Raw genomic sequence first — 24,738 nt, forward strand, 5'->3', positions numbered from 1 at the left:
CCAAACGCGCCAATTGCGATCACAGAACGCCGCCTTATGAGCGAGCGGTTATGACCCACGACGTCCTCATTATCGGCTCAGGAGCGGCCGGGCTCACCGCGGCGCTGTCGCTGGCGACGAAGCACAAAGTGCTGGTGCTGGCCAAGGGGCCGTTAACCAGCGGCTCGACGGCCTGGGCCCAGGGCGGGATCGCCGCGGTGCTCGACGCGGGGGATACCTTCGAGGAGCATATTCGCGACACGATGGTGGCCGGGGCCGGGCTCAACCGGCGCGAGACAGTCGAATTCGTCATCGAGCACGCGCCCCAGGCGATCGAGCGTCTGGTCGGGCTGGGTGTTCCGTTCAACTCCGACGGCGCCGGCCTGCACCTTACGCGCGAGGGCGGGCATTCGCACCGCCGTATCGTCCACGTGAACGACGCCACGGGGTGGGCGGTTCAGGCCGCGCTGCTCAAGGCGGCGGAGGAAAATCCCAACATCACGCTCCTGCCTGACAGGAGCTGCATCGACCTCATCACCGGGCGGCACGAAGAGCGTTACTCGGGTTCAGGCCGTGTCTGGGGCGCCTACGCGCTCGACACAGCGACAGGGAAGGTAGAAGCCTACACCGCGCGGGCGACCATCTTGGCCTCGGGCGGAGCGGGGCGGGTCTACCAGTTCTCTACCGCGCCGAGGGGCGCCACCGGTGACGGTATTGCCATGGCCTGGCGCGCGGGGTGCCGCGTCTCCAACATGGAGATGATGCAGTTCCACCCGACCTGCCTCTACAACCTCGAGGTCAAGAACTTCCTGATCACTGAGGCGGTGCGGGGCGAAGGCGGGCAGCTAAAGCACCCGCACACCGGCCACCGCTTCATGCCCGACTACGACGAACGGGCCGAACTCGCCCCGCGCGACGTGGTGGCGCGAGCGATCGACGACCAGATCAAGCGCTTCGGCCTGGATTACGTCCATCTGGACATCAGCCATATGCCGGCCGAGTTTGTCACGGGACACTTCCCGACAATCCATGAGAAGTTGCTTGCCCTGGGCATCGACATGACCACGCAGCCGATCCCGGTGGTCCCGGCGCAGCACTATACGTGCGGCGGGGTGTTGATCGGCCTCGACGCGCGCACCGACCTGCCGGGCCTGTGGGCCGCGGGCGAATGCACCGAGAGCGGGCTCCACGGGGCGAACCGCCTCGCTTCCAACAGTCTGCTCGAATGCTTCGTGTTCGGCGAAGCCGCGGCACAGGATATTCTCCGCTGCTGGGACAATCTCGACGCACCGCCGTCCATCCGCGAGTGGGACGAAAGCCGGGTCACCGATTCCGACGAGGAAGTGATCATCAAACAGAACTGGACCGAAATCCGCCGGTTCATGTGGAACTACGTCGGCATTGTGCGCACCACGAAGCGCCTCGAACGCGCCGCGCACCGGATCAAGCTGCTCTATGATGAGGTCGGCGACTATTACGGCCATTTCCGCGTCACGACCGACCTGATCGAGCTGCGCAACCTGCTCCAGTGCGCCGACCTGATCGTCCAGAGCGCGCTCAAGCGTCACGAGAGCCGGGGGTTGCACTACACCCTCGACTATCCGCAGACTGACCCGGTGGCGAGAGACACGGTCCTGGTGCCTTAGGCTTCAGCCAGCCAGTTCAAGCTGGGTGAAGCGCACGGCCATGCCGGGATGCACCTTGGTTTCGCCGTCAGCCGTCTTCTCGATCACCGTAAGCTGCTGGACCTCTTCTCCACCGAGCGGCAGGACCATGGTGCCTCCGGGCTGCAACTGGTCCACCAAGTCCTGTGGCGGCTTGGCCGCGGCCGCGGTGACCAGCACCGCGTCGAACGGCGCATGTTCGGCCCACCCGCGAGAGCCGTCGCCCACTCGTACGTTTACGTCGTACCCAAGGGCGTTGAAGCGGGCTTCGGCCAGTTCGGCGAATTCCTCGACCACCTCCACGCTGAACACGGTGGCGCCGATGTCGGCCATGACCGCGGCCTGGTAGCCGAGCCCGGTCCCTACTTCGAGCACCCGCATGCCGGGCCTCACTCCAAGCAAGTCGAGCATCAGCGCCCCGATGAAGGGTTGCGACAGCGTCTTGGCGAAGCCGATCGGTACCGGGCTATCCTGATAGCAGGCGAGGATCATTGTCGTGGGAACGAACAGGTGGCGCGGCACAGCCATCAGCGCGCGCCGGAGCTCGGGATCCAGCGTACGACCCTCCGTCTCGTCACCGGCGAGGTCGAAATGCATCTCGACGATTTCGACCATGTGCCGGCGCAGGATGGCCAGGTGCTCTTCGGTCAACGGCTTCATAGGAAGGGAACGCGTCACGCGGGACTCGTTCCTGTCGCTATCCCGGTTTCGCGTATTGTTCGGCCAGGGCCTCCGCGACACGGCCTATGAGGTCGAGCGGCAAGGGCTCGGAATGCGGAAAGGCGAGGTTGCCCTTGGGGCCGCGCCAGGGCGCCAGTGCCTGCACAAGCGCCTCGGGCGTCTTGACGGGCGGGTAGATGCCGAGGTGCTTCTTGAACGCGGCGACATAGAAGAACACCCGCCCCTTGCGCAGCGCCGGCATCTGGTAAGCGATGCATCGCTCGGTTCCGGGCACACGCCGCTCAGCCTCCGCGCGAACCGCCTCGATGCGCTCTCGCGAGTCGGGCGGGCAAGTCGCCAGGTAATCCTCGTGCGTTTTCATAAGCCGTACTGCTGCAAGATTGCGCTGGCGGATTCTAAAGATTCAAAGCCGCGCAACGCACAGATTTTTTTCGACAGAGTCATTTTGCATCTTGCGCCGGACACCAGTGGCGCTTTGACCGCGCGTCGCACTGTATTGCGCAGTCAACACAGTGGCGTTTTTTGCCATGCCCCTGGCTCCATTCGGCTTTATCCCTCTTGCGTGGGAATCCGGTTCGATTCACTATGGATTGTGGTTGGGTTGTAGAGGGTACCCACAATACCTAGATATCCGAAACGCGCTGAAAAGCGTCGGCAAGTTTCGGATTCGAAGTGTTCCGGGACCCATTCGCAACCCCGGCCGGGCACAGGTCGGGGGATAAGTTTTTCCCTGCCGCCGCATGCGAATTGATAGGTTGGGGGCGAGCCACCGATTCGAACACATGCGGAACATCGGTTGGGCCTCAAGCGTTCGCAAGACGTTTGGGGTCGGGGTGGTCAGACATTTGCCAGGGGGCTGCAGAGCATGGAATTTCGGAACGGGGACGACGCGGCGATGGGTCTTGGCGACAACGGAAATTCGGCCACGCTGGAGCTCGACGCCCCGGCTGATGGCGGCAAGGACAGCAGGGCTCAGGCCAAGGCGGTGGACATGGATCGCAAGGACGCAGGGACCGACGAACTGGTAGCCGACGTGGCCGCGGCGGCGATGGCTGGTGCCGTGGCGGAAGCCGCGAAGGCCGCGGAAAATTCGGTCGGCGATTCCAAATCGGTCAATCCGCGTCGCTTCGACGTGGTGACCGACACCTCGCGCGATGAGCTGCTGACCGAGTTCGGCAAGGACACCCTTACCGACCGCTACCTGTTGCCCGGTGAAAGCTACCAGGACCTCTTCGCCCGCGTCGCCGATTGCTACGCCGACGATCAGGAGCATGCCCAGCGGCTTTACGACTACATCTCGAAGCTGTGGTTCATGCCAGCCACGCCAGTGCTGTCGAACGGCGGCACGGGGCGCGGCTTGCCGATCAGCTGCTACCTCAACTCCGTGGACGACAGCCTCGAAGGCATCGTCAACACCTGGAACGAGAACGTCTGGCTCGCCAGCCGCGGCGGCGGCATCGGCACCTACTGGGGCAACGTGCGCGGGATCGGCGAACCGGTCGGCCTCAACGGCAAGACCAGCGGCATCATCCCGTTCGTGCGGGTGATGGACAGCCTCACGCTGGCCATTTCACAGGGCTCGCTGCGCCGTGGTTCGGCCGCTTGCTATCTCGACGTCAGCCATCCTGAGATCGAGGAATTCCTCGAGATCCGTAAGCCGTCGGGCGACTTCAATCGCAAGGCGCTCAACCTGCACCACGGCGTGCTGATTTCCGACGCCTTCATGGAAGCGGTGCGCTCGGGTTCGGAATGGCAGCTGACCAGCCCCAAGGACGGCTCGGTCCGCGCCACGGTCGACGCGCGCAGCCTGTTCCAGAAGCTGGTCGAAACCCGGCTGGCCACCGGCGAACCCTACATCGTCTTCTCCGACACCGTGAACCGGATGATGCCGAAGCATCACCGCGAGCTCGGCCTCAAGGTCTCGACTTCGAACCTGTGCTCGGAAATCACTCTGCCGACCGGCCGCGACCACCTCGGCAATGATCGCACTGCGGTCTGCTGCCTCAGCTCGCTCAACCTCGAATCATGGGATGAGTGGAACGGCGACAAGACCTTTATCGAGGACGTCATGCGCTTCCTCGACAACGTGCTGCAGGACTACATCGACCGCGCCCCTTCGGCGATGGCGCGGGCCAAGTATTCGGCCATGCGCGAACGCAGCGTCGGCATGGGCGTGATGGGCTTCCACTCGTTCCTGCAGTCCAAGGGCATCGGCTTCGAAAGCCCGATGGCCAAGGTCTGGAACCTCAAGATGTTCAAGCACATCTCGGCCAAGGCCAACGAGGCCTCGATGGTGCTCGCCGAAGAACGCGGCGCCTGCCCCGACGCGGCCGAGCAGGGCGTGATGGAGCGCTTCAGCTGCAAGATGGCGATCGCGCCGACCGCTTCGATCAGCATCATCTGCGGCGGCACCAGCGCCTGCATCGAGCCGATCCCGGCCAACATCTACACCCACAAGACGCTCTCGGGCAGCTTCGTGGTCAAGAACCCTTACCTGCAGAAGCTGCTAGCTTCGAAGAGCAAGGATTCGACCAACGTGTGGAACTCGATCCTCGAGAAGGGCGGATCGGTCCAGCACCTGGACTTCCTGACCGTCGAGGAAAAGGCGGTCTACAAGACCAGCTTCGAGATCGACCAGCGCTGGCTGCTCGAATTCGCCGCCGACCGCTCGCCGTTCATCGACCAGGCGCAGAGCTTGAACCTGTTCATCCCGGCCGACGTCGACAAGTGGGACCTGATGATGCTGCACTTCCAGGCGTGGGAGAAGGGCATCAAGTCGCTCTACTACCTCCGCAGCAAGAGCGTGCAGCGCGCGGGCTTTGCCGGCGGCGTGGAAGCGGACAACACCGCCGACGCGCCGAAGTATGAACTGAGCGCGGCGCAGACCGACTACGAGGAATGCCTCGCCTGCCAGTGAAATGGGTAGCGAGAATTCACGGCAAATAGAGAAGAGGCGCCAATCGCGATTGGCGCCTCCTTTCGTTTAGCTGGGCCGAGGACTCAGTCCCCCTCTTCCTCGAACGTCACGGCATTCGCGCCGGTCGCGCTAAGCCGCACCTGGTCGCCTTCGACATCCGCCACCAGTCCAATCGACACATAGTGATGATGCCCGTCGTGCGGCCCTTCGTGGCCTTCGACGGCCTCCTGTTGGCGAGTCAGCTTGATGCGGTCGCCTTCGACCTTGTCGACTGTGCCCACATGCGCTCCGTCGGCGCCAATAACCTCCATGTGTTCCCTGATTGCACTTGCGTCGGCCATGGGTACTCTCCTGCTGGATAGACCGAGGAAACGTACGAACGGGCGAAAGGGTTCAGGCCCGGTGCGAATCCGGAAAAATGAGAGGAAAGTCGATGACCCGTACCGTCCGCGTCGTTGCCCTGACCGGCCTCATCCTCCTGCTCGCCGCCTGCGCGCGGCAGGTTCCGGAAACGGTCCAGCACAGTGCGGAGACGCCGGGCTTCCTCTGGGGCCTGTGGCACGGTTTCGTGTTCCCGTTCGCCTGGATCGGTTCGCTGTTCGACCCGAAGATCGCGGTCTACTCGGTGCCGAACAACGGCGGCTGGTACGACTTCGGCTTCTTCCTCGGCATCACTGTGCTGGGCGGAGGAACGCACTTCAGCTCGAAGGGCCGCAAAAGCCGATCCTGAGGCTCCGATCTTAGCGAATTTTCAACCATTCCGGGAGCATGCATGCGAGCATGACCGCGAAGAAGATCAGAAAGACTCCGCATCATCACGGTTATGCCGATCTGGGCATGAGCCGCTATTTCGCGCTCTACCTGGCCCAGGCCGGCTGGTTCGCGCTCGGTTTTCTGCTGTTCTCGCGCGCCTATTGGCCCTCGGCCTGCCAGCCGAAGGACTTTCTCGATGTCTACGAATGCTCGATCCGTCTGCCGGAAGGGCGGGGTTGGGTGGAATCGTCGTTGATGACCTGGCTGTGGTCGACGCCGCTCCTGATCATTCTTGAGATCCAGCGACGCTTCAAGAACTTCAGCCGCTAGTCTTTCGTCAGTCGTTGCGGTCGTAACGCCCCGGATCGTTGGGCGCGGAGGGCATGTCGTCGTCCTGCGCTTCGGCCTGCCGCCGATGCGTGGCGGAGCTTTGTTGCTGCTGTTGTTCGATGGCCACGGTGGGTTCGATTTCCCCGCCCCGTTCGTCCTGGTAGAGCTCGGCTTCACCGGCCTGTTGTTGCTGGGGCGCGCGGGAGAGCGGAACTTCGCCCGGCGCGCGATGCCGATCTCGCGGCACCTTGCGCGAATCGCGCCGCCTCTCCTGGCCCACGGCCCTACTTTCCTTCCGGAAGCGGCAGAGTGTCTAACTCCGCCTTGCTCGCTTTCGGTCGGGCCATGCCGGCCTGTTCGTGATCCTGCGCCTCGCGGTCCTTGACCGCTTCGACCGGAGCCTCTCCGGATTTGCGCGTGCGGAGCTGTACGCCCCGTTGCTGTTGCTGCTTGTGTAAGGTCCACATCGCCCGCTTGCCTCCTTGCAAGCGCAACCGGCCGAATAGATCGGCGGGCGAAGGATCAATGCGGTTGGGCGGGAGTCGGTTCCAAACTTGCTGTTGGGCAAGCTCGGCCGGCCAAGTGCCGACGCGGATTGGAATTGCTGGCCCCAGCCGCGCCCGTCGCCGCGCGGGTACCGAAATCAACCGGTTATCCCCGGCTCTAATTTTGTCCCTTGCTATCGAATCGGTGCCATGATTCCCTATGTAGGAGGTTCGCCGATCGGCCAACGGAGACCACAAGATGTCGCTGCTCGAAGCACGCAAGACCTACAAGCCCTTCGAATACCCCTGGGCCTACGAGTTCTGGAAGCGCCAGCAGCAGATCCACTGGATGCCGGAGGAAGTGCCTCTGGGCGAAGACTGCCGCGACTGGGCGCAGAAGCTCTCGGATCACGAGCGGAACCTGCTGACGCAGATATTCCGCTTCTTTACCCAGGCCGACGTCGAGGTGCAGGACTGCTACCACGAAAAGTACGGCCGCGTGTTCAAGCCGACCGAGATCAAGATGATGCTCGCCGCCTTCTCCAACATGGAGACGGTGCACATTGCCGCCTACAGCCACCTGCTCGACACGATCGGCATGCCGGAAAGCGAATACGGCATGTTCCTCGAGTACGAGGAGATGAAGGCCAAGCACGATTACCTGCAGGAATTCGGCGTCGACAGCGACGAGGACATTGCCCGCACGCTGGCCATGTTCGGCGGCTTTACCGAAGGGCTGCAGCTGTTCGCCAGCTTCGCCATGCTGATGAACTTCCCGCGCTTCAACAAGATGAAGGGCATGGGTCAGATCGTCAGCTGGTCGGTGCGTGACGAGAGCCTGCACTGCGAAGGCATCACCCGCCTGTTCCACGCCTTCTGCGCCGAACGCGGCTGCCTGACCAAGGCGGTCAAGGAAGACATCATCGACGCCTGCCAGAAGACGGTGCGCCTGGAAGACAACTTCATCGACCTCGCGTTCGAGCAGGGCCCGGTGCCCGGCATGACGGCGAAGGAGATCAAGAAGTACATCCGCTACATCGCCGACTGGCGCCTCGGCCAGCTCGGCCTGCCGGCGATCTACATGGTCGACGACCACCCCCTCCCCTGGCTCGCCCCGCTGCTCAACGGCGTGGAGCACGCCAACTTCTTCGAGACGCGCGCCACCGAGTACTCCAAGGCCGCGACCCGCGGGAACTGGAACGACGTGTGGTCGAGCTTCGACAACCGCAACAAGGCGAAGACCGTTGCGGCGAACGAAGAGGGCGTGGGGGATGAGCCGGGCCTGTTTGGCGAGACGCCGGGGGTGCAGGCGGCGGAGTGATCTTGCGTCCGGTACAGGATTGATTTCTAAGCGTTTCTGCAATGACGCGCCGGTATATCATCTATTGTGACGAGTCCGATTCCAAAGGCCGCTTCTATTCGCATTTCTATGGTGGTGTGCTGATTGAAGCGTCCAAGCAGAAGGCGCTTCACGATGAACTGCAATCGGTGAAGGATCGTTTGCATATTTTTGCCGGCGAAATGAAGTGGCAACGGGTGACGGAGCCTTACGTCGAGAAGTACATTGACTTTGTGAATGCCGTTTTCGACATAATCTCGCGCGGAGATATGAAGATGCGGATCATGTTCACGCAGAACCGTCACATTCCGTTTCTCGATGAATACCAAGAAGAGAACGAGTATTTCTTGCTGTATTATCAGTTCATCAAACACGCATTTGGTCTTAGGTACGCAGCGAGCGAAGGCAACGGCGCAAGTGCGGCAGTCTTACTAGATGACATCCCTCATAATCGCGAAAAGCTGGATCAGTTCAGAACCTACATCTCATCGTTGTCGGCGTATCCCATTTGGCGGCGCGCGGACTTTTCGATCTCACATGACGACATTACGGATGTGAATTCCAAGGATCACAACATTCTCCAAGCACTGGATGTGGTTCTTGGTGGCATACAGTCTCGGTTGAACGAGAAGCACACCAAGCCGGTGCCGCCGGCCAGGCGTCGTACGAAACGCGCACGGGCAAAGGCTCGGGTCTACCAAGCCATCAAGGAGCGGATTTTCCAGCTTTACCCAAACTTCAATGTTGGGATTACCACGGGCCAACCTGGAGGTCCGCGGGATCGGTTTGACCAAGTCTACAGGCACTGGCTCTTTGTTCCGAATGAAGCCGAGCTCGACGAAACTCGCACGAAAAAAGCTGCTGGGATTCGGAAGTGACCCCACGCCAACCTACTGAGACCTTTCGCAGAGCGTAAGGCTTCGGAAGGCGCAGGGTCAAACTACATATAGGGTGCGTTGGATTAATCCAATACCATCCCGCTCTCGGCGGACTCGAATTTTGCACAGTTAGCCGCGTTACATCGACCGTTGCTTTCAGCGCACTGAAACCGGTCACCGCCAATAGTCCCTCCGCTTCGCGCCGTCGAAACCGGCCGGAGGTTAGGCAGCAGCGTTTGAAAGCTCTTCCCTGAGCCGCACGGGCAAGGGTCGTTGCGGCCGAGCTTTTCAAGCAGCTCTATCTCGCCGCCCTTGATCGTCCGCTGGCGGCGTTTGACGCGGGTCTCGCTCGGGTAACCCTTACGCCGTTTGCTGGTCCGCTCGAAAGCAGGGGAGCGTGTCGGGGTCGTGGTACTTGCGCATGATCGCCTCCTCTTGCTGAAAGGTCGGCGCGGTTAGTGCGTCATTCGAGGTCACGCAAGGTTCGAGCTGACGGTTGGTGGCCGCATGGACAGAGGGATCCTGCGGCTCAGCACTACATCTGGCGCCTTCGCCACCGCCTCGTAGCCTCAGGGCCGAGTAACGAGTTCAGACGCAGCCCTCGCCGCGGTTCGCCTAATGCTCGCGCAAGCCAGCGCCACCACCCCACGGTGAACACTCGCCCACACCCGCTGGACTTTGACGTCAACACGGCTAGCTTCCCTGCGGTGCGGACGGCCCTTCTCATGGTCGCGGGACCCGGCCGCCATGGAAAAAACACAACATCGTTCTGGGGGAGTTTCATCACATGCCTGCATTATTCGCACTCGCCACGTCGGTGGGCTTGCTCGCCGTCCTCGATACCTGGCTGTTCGTCGTGCCGCTGGCCACGTTCCTGCCGGGTCTGGTCTGGATCTCGTTCATCGCCTGGGGCTGCCACTTTCATTCCGGCGGCGGTGTCAAAGGCAGCACCACCGCCGTCGTCGGCATGAGCTTCGGCGCTCTGGTCGGCATGGTCGCCGTGATGCTCGCGAGCGGCCCGCTGGCCGGCGCCGGCAACTTCGCCGCTCCGATCGCGGTCGGCCTGGGCGCTGCCGTGATCTGCCTTGCCAGCGCGGTGTCGCTGCTTTCGACGATCCCGGCCAGCGTCTATGGCTTTGCCGCCATCGCCGGTCCGATCCTGCTCGCCAACCTGGCACCGGAGAAGGCGATCATCCCGACCATCGTGTCAGTGATCATCGGCGCCATCTTCGGTCTCGTTTCCGAGCATCTGGCGAACGCGCTGACCAAGAAGGCTGCTGCCTAAATCCGAGCGCGGCTTCCGCCGCGTTCCCGGTGAAATCATTGAGCCGCCCGGCCTGCAAGCCGGGCGGCCAGAGCGCTTTCCCACCCTTCCGGGTCGTCGTGACGGAGCCGAAACTGGCCCAGTGCAAGGCGCGAGGAGGGAGCGATGCCATAGCATCGTGACCGACGAGCAACGCTGCAAAGGGCCAGCTTGGGCCCGCCGCTCCGCAGTTGCGACAGGAGGCCCGCTGGACAGCGTTCCGTCGCTTGCAGGGGCGGTAAAGCCCCTGCCGCCCGCCGCGCCTTGCCAGCGGGCCTCTTGTCGCAATCACGATGATCCGGAAGGGTGGGAAAGCGCTCTAGCTTTTCTTCGCCACGCTTAAGCGACTCTCTATTGCCTATTCTCAAGCGAAATGGTTGAGAAGGCATTGTCTGCATCAGGCAGGCCGCGGCTTTTGATCGATGTCAGCTTGCTCCGCGTCACCAACGGCTAAAGCGCACGGACCGACGCGACCACGCGGGCTCGTGCTCCCTACAGGAGAAAACGAATGCCCAACACCAATCGAATCCCCACCCGGCAGTGGAGTTCCTACGCTGCGCTCACGCCGCTTCCCCATCCCTCGTGGGGTCGCCTGACCGACTCGGTCGAGCGCGTGGCATCGATCTCCGCGCCCGAGTTCTGGTCGCGTCTCGGCCTTTAGGCATGCACCCCGGCAAGCGAGGAGCTTCTGACATGCTGTGGAATTATCCAGAGGCGGAAGAACCGTTGTTCCTGATCGTGCCCGGTCTGTTCAATAGCGGGCCCGATCACTGGCAGACCCACTGGGAAAGCCAGTTGCCGGGCAGCGCCCGTGTCGAACTCGGGCTGTGGGACGATCCGCAACGCAATGCCTGGGTCAACCAGCTCAACCTGGCCATCCATAGCGCCGGGCAGCCAGTGATCCTGGTCGCGCACAGCCTGGGCTGTCACGCGGTCTCCTGGTGGGCCGAATACGAGCGGCCGGATCCGAGCGGCCCGGTGAAGGGCGCGCTGCTCGTCGCGCCGCCGGAGGTCGAAAACCCCGGCCTCGACGAGCGGCTCGCCCGGTTCGCGCCCGTGGTGAAGCAGTCGCTGCCGTTCCCCTCGATCGTCGTCGCCAGCCGAGACGATCCCTACATCGCCTTCGGGCGCGCCCGGCGTCTGGCCCGAATATGGAAAAGCCGGTTCGTCGACGCGGGGTGGCTCGGGCACATCAACAGCGAGTCCAACCTGCGCGAGTGGCCCTTCGGCCTGTTCCTGCTGCGCCAGCTGCGCGACAGCGTCGCCCCGGCGCTTCAGCCGCTGGTGGCGGGCGGGAACTACGAAGCGCTGCTTCGCTCGAGAAACGGCACCGGAACGCCTTCCCTCGCGCTCCGGTGATGGGGGCGGCGGGCCCCCTTTGGTCAAATCCGGGGCCCGCCGGCAGCCTCCGAGAACCCCGGCTCCAATGAGTAGTCGGGCACGCCGCGCCACACGAACAGCGGCCAGAAATAACGCCGCCATGGCCAGGCGAGGATCGCGTTGAACGCGATGCTCAGGGCCCCGAAGGTCCATTCGACCGCGCCGGTGTCGAGCACGAAATTCCAATAGATGATCACGATGTTGAGCGGGACCAGCGCCACGATCGTCAGCGGGATCGCGCGGTTCAGCAGCATGGTCACCCCGAGCACGACCTCGATCACCTTGATCCAGTCGAACAACCCGCTTGCCATCAGCGCCTTGGTAAAGGCGATCGCGGCAGGCTCGTCACCCAGCGGCTGGATGCTCGGCCAGAGGAAGTGCATCAGCCCGGAGAACAGCCACCAGCTGCCGAACACCACGCGGCTGGCGTGGTAGGTCCACTTGAATATCATCGTAGCCTTTCAGGAATTGGGCAGGAAACTCTCAACCGGGCGGGACAGCGATCTCAGGAGGCCCCGGCGCCTCTTCTCCCTGGGCGCTCCACTTCGCCTGCCGCTGCGCTTCGAAGCGGGGGCTGGTCGAGGTGATGTAGCCGCGGATCTGCACATTTCCTTCGTGGCAGGCGTATTCGTAGAACTCGTAGGCCGGATTGCGCCGCCAGGGGATGTCGATCTTGTAGGCCGAGGTCAGCATGACGGGGTCTTCGATCCAGGCCTCGTAGCGAATCTGGTCGGGCCCGACGGGCGTGAGCCGCTCGATCACTTTCATCTTCTCGCTGTTCGGGGCCGGACCGTTGGAGATGCCGGGCGTGAAGTTGGTGGTCTCGATCACCAGCGTGTCGCCATCCCAGTGCCCGCGTGAATAGCCGAGATAGTCGGTGACCTCGGGCGGCGGGGCGTCGCGGCCGTCGAGATAAACCTTGCGCGTCTCGTGGATCATCTCGAGCCCGATCACCACCAGGCCCGGGCTCTGCATCACGCGGATGCCCATGTTGTAGGCGCCGGTGAGCATTGAGGACGGCATGCCGCGCGTCAGGCAGCGGTCGAACACGCCGAAGTCGCTGATCTTGTCGAACACGACGGTATTCCATGAGGTCTTCACGCCCGCCGCGGCCCGCTTGCCTTCCTCGGTCAGCGGAGGATAGCGGCCATTGGCGGGTTCGACGATCATCGATGTCTGCCACAACGGACGACCGTCTTCGCGCCAATGACCCATGCCGAGGATACCGACGCGATCCTGCGCTGCCTCAAGGCCGATGCGCTGTTCAGCGGCGCCCAGGCGTTCCTGGTATTCCTCCTCGGTCCATTCGGCGCGGTTTCCGAGCTCGGCGGGCCGCTCGCGCGGGGTTGCCGCCATGTAGTCGACCGGCCATTGGCCGCGCAGGTCGGGGTCGCCCCATGCCGTGCGAGCCACTTTCCAGCCGGCAGGGGGAGCGGGGTAGTCCTTGGCCGACGGGACCGGGTCCTCGGCAAAGGCTGGCGCAGCGAATAACAAGGGCAGGGCGGCGGCTAGCAGGCGCAGCTTCATCGTATCTCTCCCCGTTTTTAAGGAGAGTATGACGCAGAAACCGCCGCATGCAACTGCGATACGCGTCGACGCCTCAAGTCATCGGTGGCTAAATACTTGGCATTACCCGCCAGCCGCCCGCTTCACACCTGAGCTAATTCCCCCCGTTCAACCTGCGGGGAAGTTATGGTCTATAAAGATGTGGCCGCTCGGGCGGCGCGGGCTCCTACGGTCTGCCGCTTCCGAGACCGCCTCCGGCGCGTGGCCATCGGCGGTCTCGGCATTCTTCTGGTCAGTATGCTGCTCAAGCTCTTGAGCTGAGTCAGCCCTTCAGCTTGCTCTGGTCGAGGCGCGCGCGGCTGACCCACGAGCCGTGGACCTGGCTGCGTAGCGCGAGGCCGGTCTTCACTTTGGCAATCGGACCCTTCTCGATCTCGTCGGCCAGGACCACCCACAGCTCCGACGCATAGTCGTGCGGCGGACCGGCGCCCGGAGGGCCGTTCGGCACGTCGACCACGGTCAGCAGCCAGCCGCCATGGCCGGCCTCGCTCGAAGGCACATGCACCGGCTCGCTGATCGCGGCGCCCGGAGGCACGCCCAACACGGTCAGGCGACCGTTGCCCGGCTCGATCCGCATCAGCGCGTTGAAGTTGATTCCCACGGGGCCACCCGGCATCGGCGGGCCGCCCTGCGGGTTCATGCTCAGGTACCAGGCGCGGTTGTAAGGACGGCCCTGGTCGACATCGGCCAGGCGCGGCAGGTCACCCGGAGGGCCGAGCGGGCGCTCCTCGATGACGGGCTCGTCCTTAGACATGTCGATGGTCCAGCGCGTCAGAGCGCCCTGTATCTCGCGCTGGTCGCGGTGGATGCCGCCGGCCTCGCGCATGAAGCTGAAGGCGTTGGTGTCGGTCAGGCACAAGTCGATGTGGACCAGGTCGCCATCGTCATAGGCGTTGACCTCGTGGAACACCGAGACGCCGACCGGGCCCTTGATCCACTTCATCTCTTCGACCTTGCCGTAGCGCGGCATGATCGCGAGCCAGGATTCGAGGTCCTGCTCGTGCGCCCAGTGCGCCCCGCCGGCCTTGAGGCGTTCGAGGTTGGCGGTGGTCGGAAAGATCGGCCAGATCGCGTACTTCTCGGTAATGACGAAATCGTGGATCGTGGCGAGGTAGGGCTGCTTGAACCACTGTTCGCTGATCAGGTTGCCGTCCTTGTCGGCGATGCCATAGGCGATGTCGTCGCTGCACAGGCCGCCCGCTTCGTATCCGAAGAAGAACATCTCGCCCGTTTGTGCGTCAATGCGCGGATGGGCGGTAAAGGTCTCCGACTTCATCGCGCCGTAATAATCCCACTTGCCCGCGGTTTCGAGCGTGTGCGGGTTGATCTCGTAGCCGCGCCCGTCCTCCTTGGTCATGAACAGGCGGCCGGCGTGCCACACTGGAGTCGTGTTGGAGACGGTGCGATCGACACCCGCGACGCTGGGATCGTCGGTGAAGGGATTGCGGTAGCGCCCGAAGAGCGCGCGTCGGGCGGTTTTCTCGGCCTGGTAGCGTTCGGTCTCGACCCACTTGATGTCGAAATCGACCGCTCCGCCTTCGATGTTGAAGCGCGCGACCATGCCGTCGGCGTTAAGGGCGATGTCATCCTCGAACATCGGGGCGTGGGCGTTGTCCGGCACGGCGCGGAAGAAGGCGCCGTCGATCTCGGCCGGGATTTCCCCTTCGACCTCAAGGTCGCGGACGGAAATTTCGGCCCGGCGCGGAAAATTGCTGCCGATGAAGTGAATTGTCTGCGGAAAGGCAGTCATGGCCTAGGTACTCTCCCGGTGATTCTGAGCCATAATGGCATGGTGAAATGCTAACGGCTGTTATAATCGAAGGGAAGGGCGAGCGTCTTTGCGCGCGCTCAAAAAGAAGGACCGACAGGTGCTCAAACGCACGGATACCGAGCAGGGCATCAAGGTGGAGATGCTGCACCAGCTGCTCAAGCTGACCAATCGACTGATGGCGCCGTTCTCGACGCATCTGGCGCATCGGTACAAGATCAGCCTCAACGAGTTCCGGATGCTGATGACCATCGGCGCGCTGGGGCAGACTGCTAGTCACGAACTCGCCGAACTGACAGGCGTCAATGTCATGAGCGTCTCGCGCGCGGTGTCGACGCTGCAGCGCCACGGCCGGATTGAGGTGGTGCGCGATCCGAAGAACCGGCGGCGCAAGTGGCTGACCCTGACCGACGAGGGGCGGCGCCTTTACGAGATCATGCGCCCGCGCAGCGAGCAGGTGGCGGACTACCTGTTCTCGGATCTCTCATCTGCCGAGGTGACGCAGCTCGATACGATCCTGACGCGCCTGATCGACACCCTGGAAGCAACCGACGAAAAGGGCCGTTCGCTGTTCATCGAGCGGACCAAGCCCAAGGATGACGAATGACCGAAGACGAACGCCGCGCGATCGAGCAGGATTGCGAGCGGCTGATCAAGCACTACGTGAACCTGAACGACGCGCAGGACTGGCCCGCCGTCGCAGCGCTCTATGCCGAGGACGCGCGCTTTGCCCGGCCGAGCCAGCCGGGCGTTTTCATCGAAGGGCGCGAGGCGATCCTCTCCAGCTTCCTCGCCCGCCCCGGCCGGGCGCAGCGGCACGTGATTGCCAACACCGTGGTCGATGTCGAGGATGCCGACCATGCGCGCGCCTTTAGCGTGATCGTGCTCTACATGGGCGATGCAGCCGACGATGGTGGCTTGCCGGTGCAGGGCCCGAAGTCGCCGCTGATCGGCACGTTTACCGACAAGCTGGTGCGCACCCGCGACGGCTGGCGTTTCGCGGAGCGGGTTGGCGGGCTAGATTTCCGGCCGTGACCGAACCCAAGCTCCTTTCTGGCGGCAACCCTCAGATTCCCAAGGGAGAGGGCGACGCACCGGTGAAGGCGTACATCGCCGCAATGCCGGGCTGGAAGAGCGAGGCGGGGCGGCGTCTCGATGAGCTGGTCGAGCTAACGGTGCCCGGTGTACGGAAGGCCGTGAAGTGGAACTCGCCGTTCTATGGCGTAGAGGGCCTCGGCTGGTTCCTCAGCTTCCACTGCTTCAACAAGTACATCAAGGTGACCTTCTTCAAAGGGGCCGCGCTGGAACCGGCTCCGCCGGTGACTTCGAAAGATTCCGACGTACGCTATCTCCACATCTTCGAGGACGAGCCTGTGGACGAAAAGCAGCTAGCTGACTGGATCCGCGAGGCCGCCAAGCTGCCGGGCTGGATGGCTTAGCAAGGCGCCCCGAGATGGCCGTCAAAACTTGCATTCCGGTCGTGCCGAGCGTCGACCTCGAGAAAAGCTTGCGCCTCTGGCACGACGGGTTGGGATTCACCGAAACCTGGTGGGAGGCTCACCGCGATGGCGTGCTGGTGGGTGCCGGAATCCGCAAAGGTCCGATGATGTTCATGCTCAATCTGCGCGCCGGGACAGCGGACCGGCCAGAGGACTACGAGGGCGTCCGGTTCTACTGGAATCCCGACGACTTATACGCCTTACGGGAACGCCTTCTTGGGCTCGGATATGCAGTGTCGGAGGTGGAGGAGCGGGACTATGGCCAAACCGAGTTCTTCCTGACCGATGACGACGGGTTCGAGCATTGTTTTGGCGTTCCCTCATCCCAGACAGGGCAAAAAACATGACGACGAGCGGTCCGGAACAATCAGACGATACTCCCGGTGAGTTGATCGACGCGAAGCTCGCTAGCCTGGGCGATTGGCGCGGCGAGACGCTTGGCCGCATGCGCAAGCTGATCCGCGAGGCCGATCCCGAAGTGATCGAGCAGGTCAAATGGCGCAAACCATCCAACCCCTCGGGCGTGCCGGTCTGGGAGCATGGCGGTATTCTCTGCACCGGCGAGGTCTACAAGGGCTACGTCAAGCTGACCTTCGCCAAGGGAGCTGGCGTCGACGACCCCACGGGGCTGTTCAACGCCAGTCTGGAGGGCAACACCCGCCGCGCAATCGACATCCGCGAAGGGGAGGAGGTCGACGCCGAGGCTTTCAAGGCGCTGGTTCGCGAGGCGGTGATGCTGAACGGGCAGAAGAAGCCGAAAGGCGCGTAAGCGCGACCTTGCCGGGCTAGGCGAAAGCGTCTCGCTCCCTCGACGCTGTCGATTCTTCCCGTTTCCGCACGGCCAGAGCGGCAGGAACGGCCAGGGCCACCAGCGCGCAAAGAACGGCCGGCACGCCCGCAGCGGCGAGGAAGAACTGCGGCGAGACCTCATTGACCAACATCGCCTGGCCTAGCGGCGGACCGGCTATGGCGCCGAGCCTCGCCACCAGCACGCCTACGCCGACCGCTGAGGACAAGAGGCGGGCAGGGAACAGGTAAGCGCAGAGGGCAGGCAGGACCATGCCTCCCGCCGAAGCGCCGCCCACGCCGACCATCAAGAGCAAGGTCCAGCGAGTGGCATTGGGCGCGGTGGCTCCTATCGCAAAGAAGCACAGGGCCATCAGCGCGAACATGCCAATCAGCGTCGGCCCGGCCCGCCAGCGGTCGATCAGCAGGCTGGCGATGACGCCGATGGCGAGACCGGCGAGCTGTACCACGCCCGCCACCTGCGCGGCGGCGTCGAGGGACAGGCCTGCTTGAGGCAGCACGGTCGGCAGCCACGAATTGAGCAGGTAGAGGTTCATCGCGTTGAGAGAGAGTATTGCGGCGAACACCGCGAAAGGCAGGAGCCAAGGTGACTGCAGGAGCGCCAACTGGGGCAATTTGCCCTTTGGCTCAGTCCCTTTGCCCTCGTTCCGGGGTGCCCCGCCCGGGAGCACGAAGGCGAGCGCGAAAGCCAGCAGGGCGGCCGCGATGCCGGGCACGATGAACAGGCCCTCCCAGCCGCTTCCCGCGACGATGCGCGGCGCAAACAGGCCGGCCGCGGCCAGCCCCAGGGGGATGCCGGCGGAGACCACCGCCATCAGCGTTGCGCGGAGCTTCTCGGGCGCGAGCTCGGCCGAGAGCGCGCTCACATTGGGCAGGCAGGCGCCGAGGCTGATGCCGGTAATGAGGCGCCAGACCAGGAACTCGGTGGTGGTGCTGGCGGTCGCGGTCGCCAAGGTGGAGGCCGCGACGGCCACGCATCCCAGCACAATCAGCGGCCGTCGTCCGAAACGGTCGCCGAGCGGCGCCAGAAGCGCCCCGCCGACGCCCAGGCCGATCAGCAGCGCGGAGAACACCCAGCCGAAGCTGGCCGGCATGAGGCCCAGCGCGCCCTCGAGCCGGGGCACGGCCAGCGCCATCGCGTTGATGTCGAACCCTTCCATCACGAACACGCCGCCCAGCAGCACAAGCGACAGGACGCGGCGCGCCGGCGTCAACTGGACCTCCTCTCCCGCTTGCGGGAGGGCGCCAACCTTCTCCCCTCCCGTTTGCGGGAAGGGCTGGGGCTGGGTGTGAGTGGAGTGCGGCGCTTCCGGCTGGCCCACCCCTAACCCCTCCCGCAAGCGGGAGGGGGACTAGGCTGACTTATGGACGACCCTTGCATGTTCTAGACTCTCCCCTCCCACGGGCTCGGCATCTTGTACGGTACCGAATGGAATACCGCCTCGACTTGCTCGATGGCACCGTCCCTGATCTTGAACGCTTCGGCAAGGTAGTAACTGTGCGGGCGGCGCACCGGGCTTGAAACCTTGGTGCCATCCGTCAGCTCGTATTCGCCGACTTTGCCGGCATGGTCGATGAAGCCGTGGGCAAGCACGATACCGCGTTCGATATCGACCAGCGGGAAACGGCGGCCGCGCAACTCGTCGTCGTAGCGATACCAGCCGAGCGCGAACTGCGCCTCGCAGCCGAGGCGGGCGATGGGGAGCGGGAAGCCGGCGTTATTGGTCGTCTGCACGCCGTTCTCAACGCGATTGCAATGCGGGTGGAAACGGGTCCGGATGGTCCCGTCGTTACGCTCGATGGTTTCGAAGTAGCCATTGGCGATGCGGACCAGCTCCTCGCGGGTCGAGCGCTCCCCCTGTGGGACCTCGGCCAGCATGATCGGCTTGTCCTCGAACGCCTGGCCGAGGAACGGGAAGCCTTCGTCCTTGTTGCGGGCGACGACAATCTCCACCCCGGCGATCCCCTCGCCTCGAACCTCGAGACGGATCGCGCAAGGGCTGGTGGCGTCGGTTTCGGTCACGCAAGTGAACAGCGCGACCTGGCCATGGCTCGCGTCGGCGAAGCGCAGGTCATAGGGGCCGAGCGCGGTCAACGTGTTCCACAGGCCGTCGCCCGGTTCGAGCGCGACGTTGTTTTCGGTGTAATGCAGCCCACCGACCCATTCGATCTGCCCCGGATCGCCCGCGACGAGGGCCGAAGTGAACCGGTCCAGGCTCTCGTAAAGTTCTTCGCGAGTGGTCAAGACCCTCTCCTTTGCTTGACTTGTGGGGGTGCTAGCTGAAAAGTAACGGTCGTTAAAGTCGCGCAGCAAGCGCGGGGAGAGGTCATGGATCCGGCTGGCAAGGTCGCCGTCATCACGGGCGGCAATTCAGGATTGGGCGAAGGCGCCGCCCTGCGTCTGGCGAAGGCTGGCGCGACGGTCGTTACCCTCGACCGCGACGGCACGGCGCCGACGGGCACGACGACGATCGGCTGCGACGTCAGCGATCCGGCGAGCGTGGCCCGCGCCGTTGCTGAGGTGATCGCAAAGTTCGGGCGCATCGACATCCTGCTCAACAACGCCGGCATCGGCGGCACGGGTCCAGTAGCCACCGCCGAAGGGCCGGGCGACATGGCCGCGTTCCGCCAGGTGATCGAGGTCAACCTGCTCGGCGCAGCCAACGTAGCGGCCGAAGTGGGCCACCGCATGACCGCGAACGAGCCGAGCGGCCCCGACGGGGAGCGCGGCGTCATCATCAACACCTGTTCTATCGCAAGCTTCGGCGGGCAGGAAGGAATGGGTGCCTATACGGCCGCGAAATCGGCGCTCGCCGCGCTGACGCTGGTCTGGGCGCGCGACCTGTCGAAGTACAACATCCGCGTCATGGGCATCGCGCCCGGCCTGATGGCGACGCCGATGGTCAGCTTCCTGCCCGACAGCTTCCTCGCCGAACTGCTCAAGGACTCCGAGTTCCCCAAGCGCGCCGGCCGGGCCGACGAGTTTGGCGAAGTCGCCGAGTTCATCATCCGCACCCCCTTGCTCAACGGCGACGTGATCCGGCTCGACGCCGGCACCCGCCCGCCCGCGCGGACCCAATGGTCTGCCGGCTGAAGGAATAGAGAATGGCCGATCCGCCCCTCCCGCCCGATTTCACCCTGCAGAAGCTGACCCAGGCCCAGCGCGCGTTCGAAAGCGCGCTTGGGGCGGGGAAGGTGTTCTTCGAGGACCTCGACCGCACGACCTATCGTGACAAGTTCGCGGTCAACGACGCCGCGCATCACCCGGCGGGCGCGATCGCCCCGACCACGGTGGAAGAAGTCCAGGCGGCGCTCAAGATCGCCAACCAGTTCCGCCTGCCGGTCTGGCCGATCAGCCGGGGCAAGAACCTCGGCTACGGCGGTTCGGCCCCGCTGCTCTCCGGCAGCGTGGTCATGGACCTGTCGGGCATGAAGAAGATCGAATTCAACGAGGAGTTCGGCACCGTGGTGCTCGAACCGGGCGTCGGGTTCTACGATCTCTACGACTATATTCGCCAGCACCAGTTGCCTTACTGGCTCTCGACGCCGGGCAACTCGTGGGGCTCGGTAGTCGGCAACGCGCTCGACCGCGGGGTCGGGTACACACCCTATGGCGAGCACACCAAGAACATCTGCGGTATGGAAGTCGTGCTGCCGACCGGCGAGGTCGTGCGCACCGGCATGGGCGCGTTTTCCAACGCCCCGACCTGGCAGGCCTATCCCTTCGGGTTCGGCCCGGGCTGGGACCAGATGTTCGTGCAGTCGAACTTCGGCGTGGTCACCAAGATGGGCATGTGGCTGATGCCCGAGCCCGAGAGCCTGATGGGCATGGACGTCGAGTTCGATCGGCCCGAGGACCTGAAGGCCATGGTCGACACCATCGGGCCTTTGAGGCGCGAGCGCGTGCTGCAGCAGAGCCCCTCCATCGGCAACTGGCTGCGCGCCGCTGCCGTCGCCACGACGCGCGACGAATGGACCGACCAGCCCGGCGCGCTGTCGGACAGCGTGATCGACGCGATCCGCAAGCGCTTCGGCCTCGGCTGGTGGGGCGTCTCGCTGCGGCTCTATGGGCGCGAGGACGTCAACAAGGCGGCTTACAAGATCCTCGAGAAGGCGATGACCGACATCAAGCCGCTGGTGATTAAGCCGACCACCTGGGTGAAGGGCCAGCCGCTCGAATATTCGGGCTGGACCGGCACGCCGATCACGTTCCCGATGCAGAATGTCAACTGGTACGGCGGGCGCGGCGGGCACATCGGTTTCTCGCCGATCATCCCGCAGAACGGCACCAAGGCGCTAGAGCAGTTCCAGCGGACCTACGCCCGCTACAAGGAATACGGGATGGACTACCAGGGCAGCTTCGCCTTCGGCGAGCGGCACCTGACCAACGTCAACGCGATGCTGTTCAACAAGGACGATCCGGCGATGATGAAGAAGGTCGACCCATTCTTCCGCCAGCTGGTCGCCGATGCCAAGGAGCAAGGGTACGGGGAGTACCGCACGCACCTCGACTACATGGACGTCGTGGCCGCGAGTTATGACTGGAACGGCGGGGCGCTCGGCAAGCTCAACCAGAAGGTCAAGGACGCGCTCGACCCGAACGGCATCCTGGCGCCGGGCAAGAGCGGGATCTGGCCGAAAGGAGCACGGGCATGAAGCGGCGCATCCTCATCGCGACCCTGGCCCTGGCCGGCGGAGCGGCGGCCATCGCCCAAGGCCCGCCACCGGCGCCGCGGCCGATCACGCTGGCCGCGCGGCCTAACGCGACAGGCGGCGAGGCGCTCTATGTCGAACATTGCATCTCGTGCCACGGACCAAACGGCATGGGCACCGGCCTGCTCGGGCGACGCATCCAGCCGGCCTTGCTGGAGCTGCGCGACAACCTCTCGCCGCAATACGTCGTGATGGCCGCGCGCCAGGGCATCGGCAACATGCCCTCGATCCCGCGCGGCGAGGTCAGCGACGAGGAATTGAAGGCCATCGCCGAATACCTCGCCGCCGGTCCGCACGAGGTCGCCAAGTGATCCGCGCCTGCCGCCGGGGTGTGCTGGCTGGGGCGCTTGCCGTGCCGACCGTGGCCGGGCTCGCGCATTGGCGCTGGCGGCACGGCGAGGCTTCGGTGCTTCTGCATGACCCCGCGCTGACCGCCGGGCTTCGTTTTGCCGAGGCTGGCGCAGCTCGCGGGGGTGAGGTGGTCGCCATCGAAGGCGACCGCATCCGGCTGGCCCGCACGGTGCTGGAGCGCAAGCCCGCCTTGATCGCGGGTGTCAGCCGCCATGCCGATGCGCTGATGATCGAGGAAGTGGCGCGGGAGGCGGGCTACGTCCCGGTCGCCGCACTGCATGGGCGGGGCCGGACTTGCACCGATGAGTGCCAACCCGGCTGGACCGCGCTCGGGCGCTTGGCCCAGGCTGCGGAGGGCAACTGGATCGAAGCGCTGGCGGACTATGCGGTGAGGCCGGGAGCGCTGGCTGGCGCTACAGTTGCGAGCGCGTTTCCGCCGCGAGCTGATCCTGGTTTGGTGGTCGGTTGGGTTCTGGCGCCGCGAGCATAAGGGCCGCAACTCCCCTTTCCGTTCGTGGTGAGCTTGTCGAACCGCTCTGGCGTAGCGCTGGCATCCTTCGACAGGCTCAGGACGAACGGGGGAGGGGCATCTCAGCGGGTCAACACTCACTATCCCTCAATGACCCACTGCGGGCATTCAGGAGCTCCACCTAACCCCCAACAGCGCTCTGCACATAAGTGTTGATGCACTGCGCCGCGAGGAAGCGGATCTTCTCGTTGATCTCGGCCTGCATCTCTCCGCGAACCGCGGTCAGGTTGAAGCCCTCGTTACAGTACGTCAGCGAAGTCCGGCGCTGCTTGCGCGAGACAGGGTCGGCCATGACTCGCGGCACGTAGAGCTGCAGGGCCACGTACCCGGTGCAGGTGGTGGTGTTCTTCCCTTCGAACCGCAGCGGGGCGACGTTGGCGTTGACGTACATCACCAGCGCCTTGCCATCGATGCTCTGCTGCCTCGACGCGGGCGGGACCTTGATCACCTTCATTTCCGCAGCGATGGCGTCGATGATCGGGGCGTAGGAAACCCGGCAGCTCTTAAGGTTCGGGTTGTCGCCCTCGCCCATGATATGCGTGGGCGGAACGCCAGACGATTGCCCGCTCGCGGGAACGGCCACGGCGGCTAGCAAGAGGCACAGTGTGGTCTTCTTCTTCATCTAGCTCCCTTCTTCTTCAATCCTCCCTGTGAGCGAAGCTCATGGGGAGGTGGCGCACGCCGCAAGGCGTGTGACGGAGGGGCCTGTGGCACTACGCCAGCCCCTCCACCACCGCCTGAGGCGGCGGTCCCCCTCCCCATCGCTTCGCGACAGGGAGGATTTGGTAGAGGTCAGGGCTTTGCATCCAACCGCGCCTTGATCGACCTCGAAATTGTCTCCAGCCGCGCGGTGCGGCCCGCCGGCGTCTTCGCCTCCAGGTAATGCTCGATAGCCGCGCGTTTGTGGTTCGGCTTGAGCGCCTCCCATGCGCGGGCATAGGCCGCGTCGCTTTTCAGCCGCGCGGCCATCTCCTCCGGCAAGGTCATGTCCGACAACCGCAGCTCGATCTCGACCTCGGCGCCCTCCTGCCCACCGATGGCGTCGGTAATCGGCTTGGTCAGGCCCATGTACCAGTCGTCGGTCTTGGGCCCGCTATCCTTGATCGCGCGGCGGCCGAGGGGGTGGCCATTGATGGTCCCCTCGACCGTCGTGGTCATGGTGAGGCCCCAGTCGCGGATGAACCTCGCGGGGATCTGAAACCAGAGGCCGAGCCGCGGATCGTTGCACAGCAGCTTGGTGCGGAAGCGGATCGGCCCGTGGCTCACTTGCGGATAATTAGCGAATCCGGCCGTTTCCTTGCAACCCATTGTCCGCGCCCGGGGAAATTCTTGAGAACCTCACCATCCCACAGCCGCACGGTGCGCCGGCGGAAGCGCCATTGGCCGTCGGGGCCCTTCGCTGCGTGGTCGTCGTACCAGCCGGTGAAGCGGAGCACGTAAGGCGGCTCGCCTTCGCATTCAGTGACGAAGGCGAAGCTCTTCATCAGCACGGTGCCGTCGGGCTGGGGCTTGTACTGGGTCTGCGTCACGTGGTGCTGACGGCCGGGGAAGCCGGGGGCGTTGGCATAGTGCCGCATCAGGCCGCGGATACCTTCGTGCCCTTCCCAGATGTCGGGATCCTCGAACACTTCCTCGCTCATCACGCAGTCTTCGGTGAAGCAATCGACCAGGCCTTCGGCATCGCCCGTATCGAGCGCCCAGGAGTAGTTGGCGATCAGGTCCTGCAGGCCCAGCCGGTCTTCAATCGTCAGTCGTGTCACGCAATGCCTCTCCTTACCGGGGTTTGAACCCTTAGT

General features: G+C 64.2%; 32 protein-coding genes. 18 read left to right on the forward strand and 14 right to left on the reverse strand.

Going from position 1 to position 24,738, the window contains the following annotated elements; genetic code table 11:
• Window positions 1–50: 50 nt before the first annotated feature.
• Window positions 51–1,625 (forward strand): L-aspartate oxidase, encoded by a 1,575-nt coding sequence (nadB, locus tag KK137_RS14425; protein ID WP_214537233.1) that lies wholly within the window; start codon window positions 51–53, stop codon window positions 1,623–1,625.
• Between the two features lie 3 nt (window positions 1,626–1,628).
• Here the strand turns inward: nadB and KK137_RS14430 are convergent, their stop codons facing one another.
• Both KK137_RS14430 and KK137_RS14435 read right to left on the reverse strand, forming a co-directional pair.
• Entirely contained in the window at window positions 1,629–2,321 is a 693-nt protein-coding gene (locus KK137_RS14430; RefSeq protein ID WP_214537234.1) for a protein-L-isoaspartate(D-aspartate) O-methyltransferase, read from the reverse strand.
• A 19-nt stretch (window positions 2,322–2,340) separates the two neighbouring features.
• Window positions 2,341–2,685, reverse strand: a complete 345-nt coding sequence (locus KK137_RS14435; RefSeq protein ID WP_214537235.1) for an iron chaperone — start codon at window positions 2,683–2,685, stop codon at window positions 2,341–2,343.
• Window positions 2,686–3,189: 504 nt separating this feature from the next.
• On the opposite strand from KK137_RS14435, the gene KK137_RS14440 reads away from it, so the two are divergent.
• The gene (locus tag KK137_RS14440) at window positions 3,190–5,241 is read left to right on the forward strand and encodes a ribonucleoside-diphosphate reductase subunit alpha (RefSeq protein WP_214537236.1); all 2,052 of its coding nucleotides are present in this window, start codon (window positions 3,190–3,192) and stop codon (window positions 5,239–5,241) included.
• An 83-nt stretch (window positions 5,242–5,324) separates the two neighbouring features.
• Here KK137_RS14440 and KK137_RS14445 read toward each other — a convergent pair whose 3' ends face one another.
• A complete protein-coding gene (locus KK137_RS14445) occupies window positions 5,325–5,582 on the reverse strand; it encodes a DUF2171 domain-containing protein (RefSeq protein WP_214537237.1) in 258 nt (85 codons plus the stop codon).
• Between the two features lie 92 nt (window positions 5,583–5,674).
• On the opposite strand from KK137_RS14445, the gene KK137_RS14450 reads away from it, so the two are divergent.
• Window positions 5,675–5,971 carry a hypothetical protein gene (locus KK137_RS14450; protein ID WP_214537238.1) on the forward strand — a complete coding sequence of 99 codons (297 nt, stop codon included), beginning with the start codon at window positions 5,675–5,677 and terminating at the stop codon, window positions 5,969–5,971.
• Window positions 5,972–6,021: 50 nt separating this feature from the next.
• Window positions 6,022–6,324: a hypothetical protein gene (locus tag KK137_RS14455; RefSeq protein ID WP_214537239.1), complete on the forward strand. Its 303-nt coding sequence runs from the start codon at window positions 6,022–6,024 to the stop codon at window positions 6,322–6,324.
• Between the two features lie 7 nt (window positions 6,325–6,331).
• On the opposite strand, the gene KK137_RS14460 is transcribed toward KK137_RS14455, so the two are convergent.
• Together KK137_RS14460 and KK137_RS14465 are read right to left on the reverse strand one after the other, a co-directional pair.
• Window positions 6,332–6,604, reverse strand: coding sequence for a hypothetical protein (locus KK137_RS14460; RefSeq protein WP_214537240.1), 273 nt, complete (start codon window positions 6,602–6,604; stop codon window positions 6,332–6,334).
• A 4-nt stretch (window positions 6,605–6,608) separates the two neighbouring features.
• Window positions 6,609–6,791 (reverse strand): hypothetical protein, encoded by a 183-nt coding sequence (locus tag KK137_RS14465; RefSeq protein WP_214537241.1) that lies wholly within the window; start codon window positions 6,789–6,791, stop codon window positions 6,609–6,611.
• Between the two features lie 277 nt (window positions 6,792–7,068).
• On the opposite strand from KK137_RS14465, the gene KK137_RS14470 reads away from it, so the two are divergent.
• The gene (locus KK137_RS14470; protein ID WP_214537242.1) at window positions 7,069–8,130 is read left to right on the forward strand and encodes a ribonucleotide-diphosphate reductase subunit beta; all 1,062 of its coding nucleotides are present in this window, start codon (window positions 7,069–7,071) and stop codon (window positions 8,128–8,130) included.
• Between the two features lie 41 nt (window positions 8,131–8,171).
• Window positions 8,172–9,026, forward strand: a complete 855-nt coding sequence (locus KK137_RS14475) for a DUF3800 domain-containing protein (protein ID WP_214537243.1) — start codon at window positions 8,172–8,174, stop codon at window positions 9,024–9,026.
• An 83-nt stretch (window positions 9,027–9,109) separates the two neighbouring features.
• Here the strand turns inward: KK137_RS14475 and KK137_RS16900 are convergent, their stop codons facing one another.
• On the reverse strand, window positions 9,110–9,343 hold the full coding sequence (locus tag KK137_RS16900; protein WP_214537540.1) for an SEC-C metal-binding domain-containing protein: 234 nt from the start codon (window positions 9,341–9,343) through the stop codon (window positions 9,110–9,112).
• A gap of 470 nt (window positions 9,344–9,813) precedes the next feature.
• Between KK137_RS16900 and KK137_RS14485 the strand changes: the two genes are divergently transcribed.
• From KK137_RS14485 to KK137_RS14495, 3 genes are all read left to right on the forward strand, one after another.
• Complete coding sequence (locus KK137_RS14485; RefSeq protein WP_214537244.1) at window positions 9,814–10,311, forward strand: DUF1097 domain-containing protein; 498 nt, start codon at window positions 9,814–9,816, stop codon at window positions 10,309–10,311.
• 526 nt (window positions 10,312–10,837) lie between these two features.
• Window positions 10,838–10,990: a hypothetical protein gene (locus KK137_RS14490; RefSeq protein ID WP_214537245.1), complete on the forward strand. Its 153-nt coding sequence runs from the start codon at window positions 10,838–10,840 to the stop codon at window positions 10,988–10,990.
• A 32-nt stretch (window positions 10,991–11,022) separates the two neighbouring features.
• Window positions 11,023–11,688 (forward strand): RBBP9/YdeN family alpha/beta hydrolase, encoded by a 666-nt coding sequence (locus KK137_RS14495; RefSeq protein WP_214537246.1) that lies wholly within the window; start codon window positions 11,023–11,025, stop codon window positions 11,686–11,688.
• 23 nt (window positions 11,689–11,711) lie between these two features.
• On the opposite strand, the gene KK137_RS14500 is transcribed toward KK137_RS14495, so the two are convergent.
• From KK137_RS14500 to KK137_RS14510, 3 genes are all read right to left on the reverse strand, one after another.
• A complete protein-coding gene (locus tag KK137_RS14500) occupies window positions 11,712–12,161 on the reverse strand; it encodes a hypothetical protein (RefSeq protein WP_214537247.1) in 450 nt (149 codons plus the stop codon).
• 31 nt (window positions 12,162–12,192) lie between these two features.
• Window positions 12,193–13,236 (reverse strand): hypothetical protein, encoded by a 1,044-nt coding sequence (locus KK137_RS14505; protein ID WP_214537248.1) that lies wholly within the window; start codon window positions 13,234–13,236, stop codon window positions 12,193–12,195.
• Window positions 13,237–13,537: 301 nt separating this feature from the next.
• On the reverse strand, window positions 13,538–15,025 hold the full coding sequence (locus KK137_RS14510) for a lignostilbene-alpha,beta-dioxygenase NOV2 (RefSeq protein WP_214537249.1): 1,488 nt from the start codon (window positions 15,023–15,025) through the stop codon (window positions 13,538–13,540).
• Between the two features lie 118 nt (window positions 15,026–15,143).
• Between KK137_RS14510 and KK137_RS14515 the strand changes: the two genes are divergently transcribed.
• Genes KK137_RS14515 through KK137_RS14535 form a run of 5 tightly spaced genes read left to right on the forward strand, consistent with a single transcriptional unit; the run spans window position 15,144 to window position 17,311 of the window.
• On the forward strand, window positions 15,144–15,650 hold the full coding sequence (locus KK137_RS14515) for a MarR family winged helix-turn-helix transcriptional regulator (RefSeq protein WP_338028092.1): 507 nt from the start codon (window positions 15,144–15,146) through the stop codon (window positions 15,648–15,650).
• Entirely contained in the window at window positions 15,647–16,078 is a 432-nt protein-coding gene (locus tag KK137_RS14520; protein ID WP_214537250.1) for a nuclear transport factor 2 family protein, read from the forward strand. Before KK137_RS14515 ends, KK137_RS14520 begins: the two co-directional genes overlap by 4 nt.
• A complete protein-coding gene (locus tag KK137_RS14525) occupies window positions 16,075–16,482 on the forward strand; it encodes a DUF1801 domain-containing protein (RefSeq protein WP_338028093.1) in 408 nt (135 codons plus the stop codon). Before KK137_RS14520 ends, KK137_RS14525 begins: the two co-directional genes overlap by 4 nt.
• 14 nt (window positions 16,483–16,496) lie before the next feature.
• Entirely contained in the window at window positions 16,497–16,889 is a 393-nt protein-coding gene (locus tag KK137_RS14530; RefSeq protein WP_214537251.1) for a VOC family protein, read from the forward strand.
• Window positions 16,886–17,311, forward strand: a complete 426-nt coding sequence (locus KK137_RS14535; protein WP_214537252.1) for a DUF1801 domain-containing protein — start codon at window positions 16,886–16,888, stop codon at window positions 17,309–17,311. The genes KK137_RS14530 and KK137_RS14535 overlap by 4 nt, the downstream gene beginning before the upstream one ends.
• Window positions 17,312–17,327: 16 nt before the next feature.
• Here KK137_RS14535 and KK137_RS14540 read toward each other — a convergent pair whose 3' ends face one another.
• Together KK137_RS14540 and KK137_RS14545 are read right to left on the reverse strand one after the other, a co-directional pair.
• A complete protein-coding gene (locus KK137_RS14540) occupies window positions 17,328–18,563 on the reverse strand; it encodes an MFS transporter (RefSeq protein ID WP_214537253.1) in 1,236 nt (411 codons plus the stop codon).
• Window positions 18,564–18,733: 170 nt separating this feature from the next.
• Window positions 18,734–19,594: a DUF8021 domain-containing protein gene (locus KK137_RS14545; RefSeq protein WP_214537254.1), complete on the reverse strand. Its 861-nt coding sequence runs from the start codon at window positions 19,592–19,594 to the stop codon at window positions 18,734–18,736.
• Window positions 19,595–19,678: 84 nt separating this feature from the next.
• Here KK137_RS14545 and KK137_RS14550 point away from each other — a divergent pair, with 84 nt between their 5' ends.
• The 4 genes from KK137_RS14550 to KK137_RS14565 are packed head-to-tail and all read left to right on the forward strand — an operon-like array spanning window position 19,679 to window position 22,903.
• Window positions 19,679–20,443 carry an SDR family NAD(P)-dependent oxidoreductase gene (locus KK137_RS14550; protein WP_214537255.1) on the forward strand — a complete coding sequence of 255 codons (765 nt, stop codon included), beginning with the start codon at window positions 19,679–19,681 and terminating at the stop codon, window positions 20,441–20,443.
• An 11-nt stretch (window positions 20,444–20,454) separates the two neighbouring features.
• On the forward strand, window positions 20,455–22,005 hold the full coding sequence (locus tag KK137_RS14555; RefSeq protein WP_214537256.1) for an FAD-binding oxidoreductase: 1,551 nt from the start codon (window positions 20,455–20,457) through the stop codon (window positions 22,003–22,005).
• Window positions 22,002–22,373 carry a c-type cytochrome gene (locus KK137_RS14560; RefSeq protein WP_214537257.1) on the forward strand — a complete coding sequence of 124 codons (372 nt, stop codon included), beginning with the start codon at window positions 22,002–22,004 and terminating at the stop codon, window positions 22,371–22,373. The genes KK137_RS14555 and KK137_RS14560 overlap by 4 nt, the downstream gene beginning before the upstream one ends.
• Window positions 22,370–22,903, forward strand: a complete 534-nt coding sequence (locus KK137_RS14565) for a hypothetical protein (RefSeq protein ID WP_214537258.1) — start codon at window positions 22,370–22,372, stop codon at window positions 22,901–22,903. Before KK137_RS14560 ends, KK137_RS14565 begins: the two co-directional genes overlap by 4 nt.
• Window positions 22,904–23,063: 160 nt before the next feature.
• Here the strand turns inward: KK137_RS14565 and KK137_RS14570 are convergent, their stop codons facing one another.
• The 3 genes from KK137_RS14570 to KK137_RS14580 all read right to left on the reverse strand — a co-directional run bounded on the left by KK137_RS14570 (window position 23,064) and on the right by KK137_RS14580 (window position 24,702).
• Window positions 23,064–23,564 (reverse strand): hypothetical protein, encoded by a 501-nt coding sequence (locus KK137_RS14570; RefSeq protein ID WP_214537259.1) that lies wholly within the window; start codon window positions 23,562–23,564, stop codon window positions 23,064–23,066.
• Window positions 23,565–23,734: 170 nt separating this feature from the next.
• Window positions 23,735–24,208 carry a YdeI/OmpD-associated family protein gene (locus KK137_RS14575; protein WP_214537260.1) on the reverse strand — a complete coding sequence of 158 codons (474 nt, stop codon included), beginning with the start codon at window positions 24,206–24,208 and terminating at the stop codon, window positions 23,735–23,737.
• A complete protein-coding gene (locus tag KK137_RS14580; protein ID WP_338028094.1) occupies window positions 24,205–24,702 on the reverse strand; it encodes a nuclear transport factor 2 family protein in 498 nt (165 codons plus the stop codon). The genes KK137_RS14575 and KK137_RS14580 overlap by 4 nt, the downstream gene beginning before the upstream one ends.
• Window positions 24,703–24,738 lie beyond the last annotated feature (36 nt).

Origin of the sequence: Croceibacterium selenioxidans, from assembly GCF_018599195.1 — a bacterium.
GTDB classification, from domain to species: domain Bacteria; phylum Pseudomonadota; class Alphaproteobacteria; order Sphingomonadales; family Sphingomonadaceae; genus Croceibacterium_A; species Croceibacterium_A selenioxidans.

Excerpts from the sequence above, each read along its gene's own strand:
- KK137_RS14495 (WP_214537246.1), top strand. The coding sequence starts at position 11,023 with ATGCTGTGGAATTATCCAGAGGCGGAAGAACCGTTGTTCCTGATCGTG.
- KK137_RS14475 (WP_214537243.1), top strand. The coding sequence starts at position 8,172 with ATGACGCGCCGGTATATCATCTATTGTGACGAGTCCGATTCCAAAGGC.
- KK137_RS14485 (WP_214537244.1), top strand. The coding sequence starts at position 9,814 with ATGCCTGCATTATTCGCACTCGCCACGTCGGTGGGCTTGCTCGCCGTC.
- KK137_RS14535 (WP_214537252.1), top strand. The coding sequence starts at position 16,886 with ATGACGACGAGCGGTCCGGAACAATCAGACGATACTCCCGGTGAGTTG.
- KK137_RS14500 (WP_214537247.1), bottom strand. The coding sequence starts at position 12,161 with ATGATATTCAAGTGGACCTACCACGCCAGCCGCGTGGTGTTCGGCAGC.
- KK137_RS14520 (WP_214537250.1), top strand. The coding sequence starts at position 15,647 with ATGACCGAAGACGAACGCCGCGCGATCGAGCAGGATTGCGAGCGGCTG.
- KK137_RS14455 (WP_214537239.1), top strand. The coding sequence starts at position 6,022 with ATGACCGCGAAGAAGATCAGAAAGACTCCGCATCATCACGGTTATGCC.
- KK137_RS14465 (WP_214537241.1), bottom strand. The coding sequence starts at position 6,791 with ATGTGGACCTTACACAAGCAGCAACAGCAACGGGGCGTACAGCTCCGC.
- KK137_RS14530 (WP_214537251.1), top strand. The coding sequence starts at position 16,497 with ATGGCCGTCAAAACTTGCATTCCGGTCGTGCCGAGCGTCGACCTCGAG.
- KK137_RS14555 (WP_214537256.1), top strand. The coding sequence starts at position 20,455 with ATGGCCGATCCGCCCCTCCCGCCCGATTTCACCCTGCAGAAGCTGACC.
- KK137_RS14510 (WP_214537249.1), bottom strand. The coding sequence starts at position 15,025 with ATGACTGCCTTTCCGCAGACAATTCACTTCATCGGCAGCAATTTTCCG.
- KK137_RS14505 (WP_214537248.1), bottom strand. The coding sequence starts at position 13,236 with ATGAAGCTGCGCCTGCTAGCCGCCGCCCTGCCCTTGTTATTCGCTGCG.
- KK137_RS14450 (WP_214537238.1), top strand. The coding sequence starts at position 5,675 with ATGACCCGTACCGTCCGCGTCGTTGCCCTGACCGGCCTCATCCTCCTG.
- KK137_RS14445 (WP_214537237.1), bottom strand. The coding sequence starts at position 5,582 with ATGGCCGACGCAAGTGCAATCAGGGAACACATGGAGGTTATTGGCGCC.
- KK137_RS14570 (WP_214537259.1), bottom strand. The coding sequence starts at position 23,564 with ATGAAGAAGAAGACCACACTGTGCCTCTTGCTAGCCGCCGTGGCCGTT.
- KK137_RS14550 (WP_214537255.1), top strand. The coding sequence starts at position 19,679 with ATGGATCCGGCTGGCAAGGTCGCCGTCATCACGGGCGGCAATTCAGGA.
- KK137_RS14560 (WP_214537257.1), top strand. The coding sequence starts at position 22,002 with ATGAAGCGGCGCATCCTCATCGCGACCCTGGCCCTGGCCGGCGGAGCG.
- nadB (WP_214537233.1), top strand. The coding sequence starts at position 51 with ATGACCCACGACGTCCTCATTATCGGCTCAGGAGCGGCCGGGCTCACC.
- KK137_RS14440 (WP_214537236.1), top strand. The coding sequence starts at position 3,190 with ATGGAATTTCGGAACGGGGACGACGCGGCGATGGGTCTTGGCGACAAC.
- KK137_RS14470 (WP_214537242.1), top strand. The coding sequence starts at position 7,069 with ATGTCGCTGCTCGAAGCACGCAAGACCTACAAGCCCTTCGAATACCCC.
- KK137_RS14490 (WP_214537245.1), top strand. The coding sequence starts at position 10,838 with ATGCCCAACACCAATCGAATCCCCACCCGGCAGTGGAGTTCCTACGCT.
- KK137_RS14435 (WP_214537235.1), bottom strand. The coding sequence starts at position 2,685 with ATGAAAACGCACGAGGATTACCTGGCGACTTGCCCGCCCGACTCGCGA.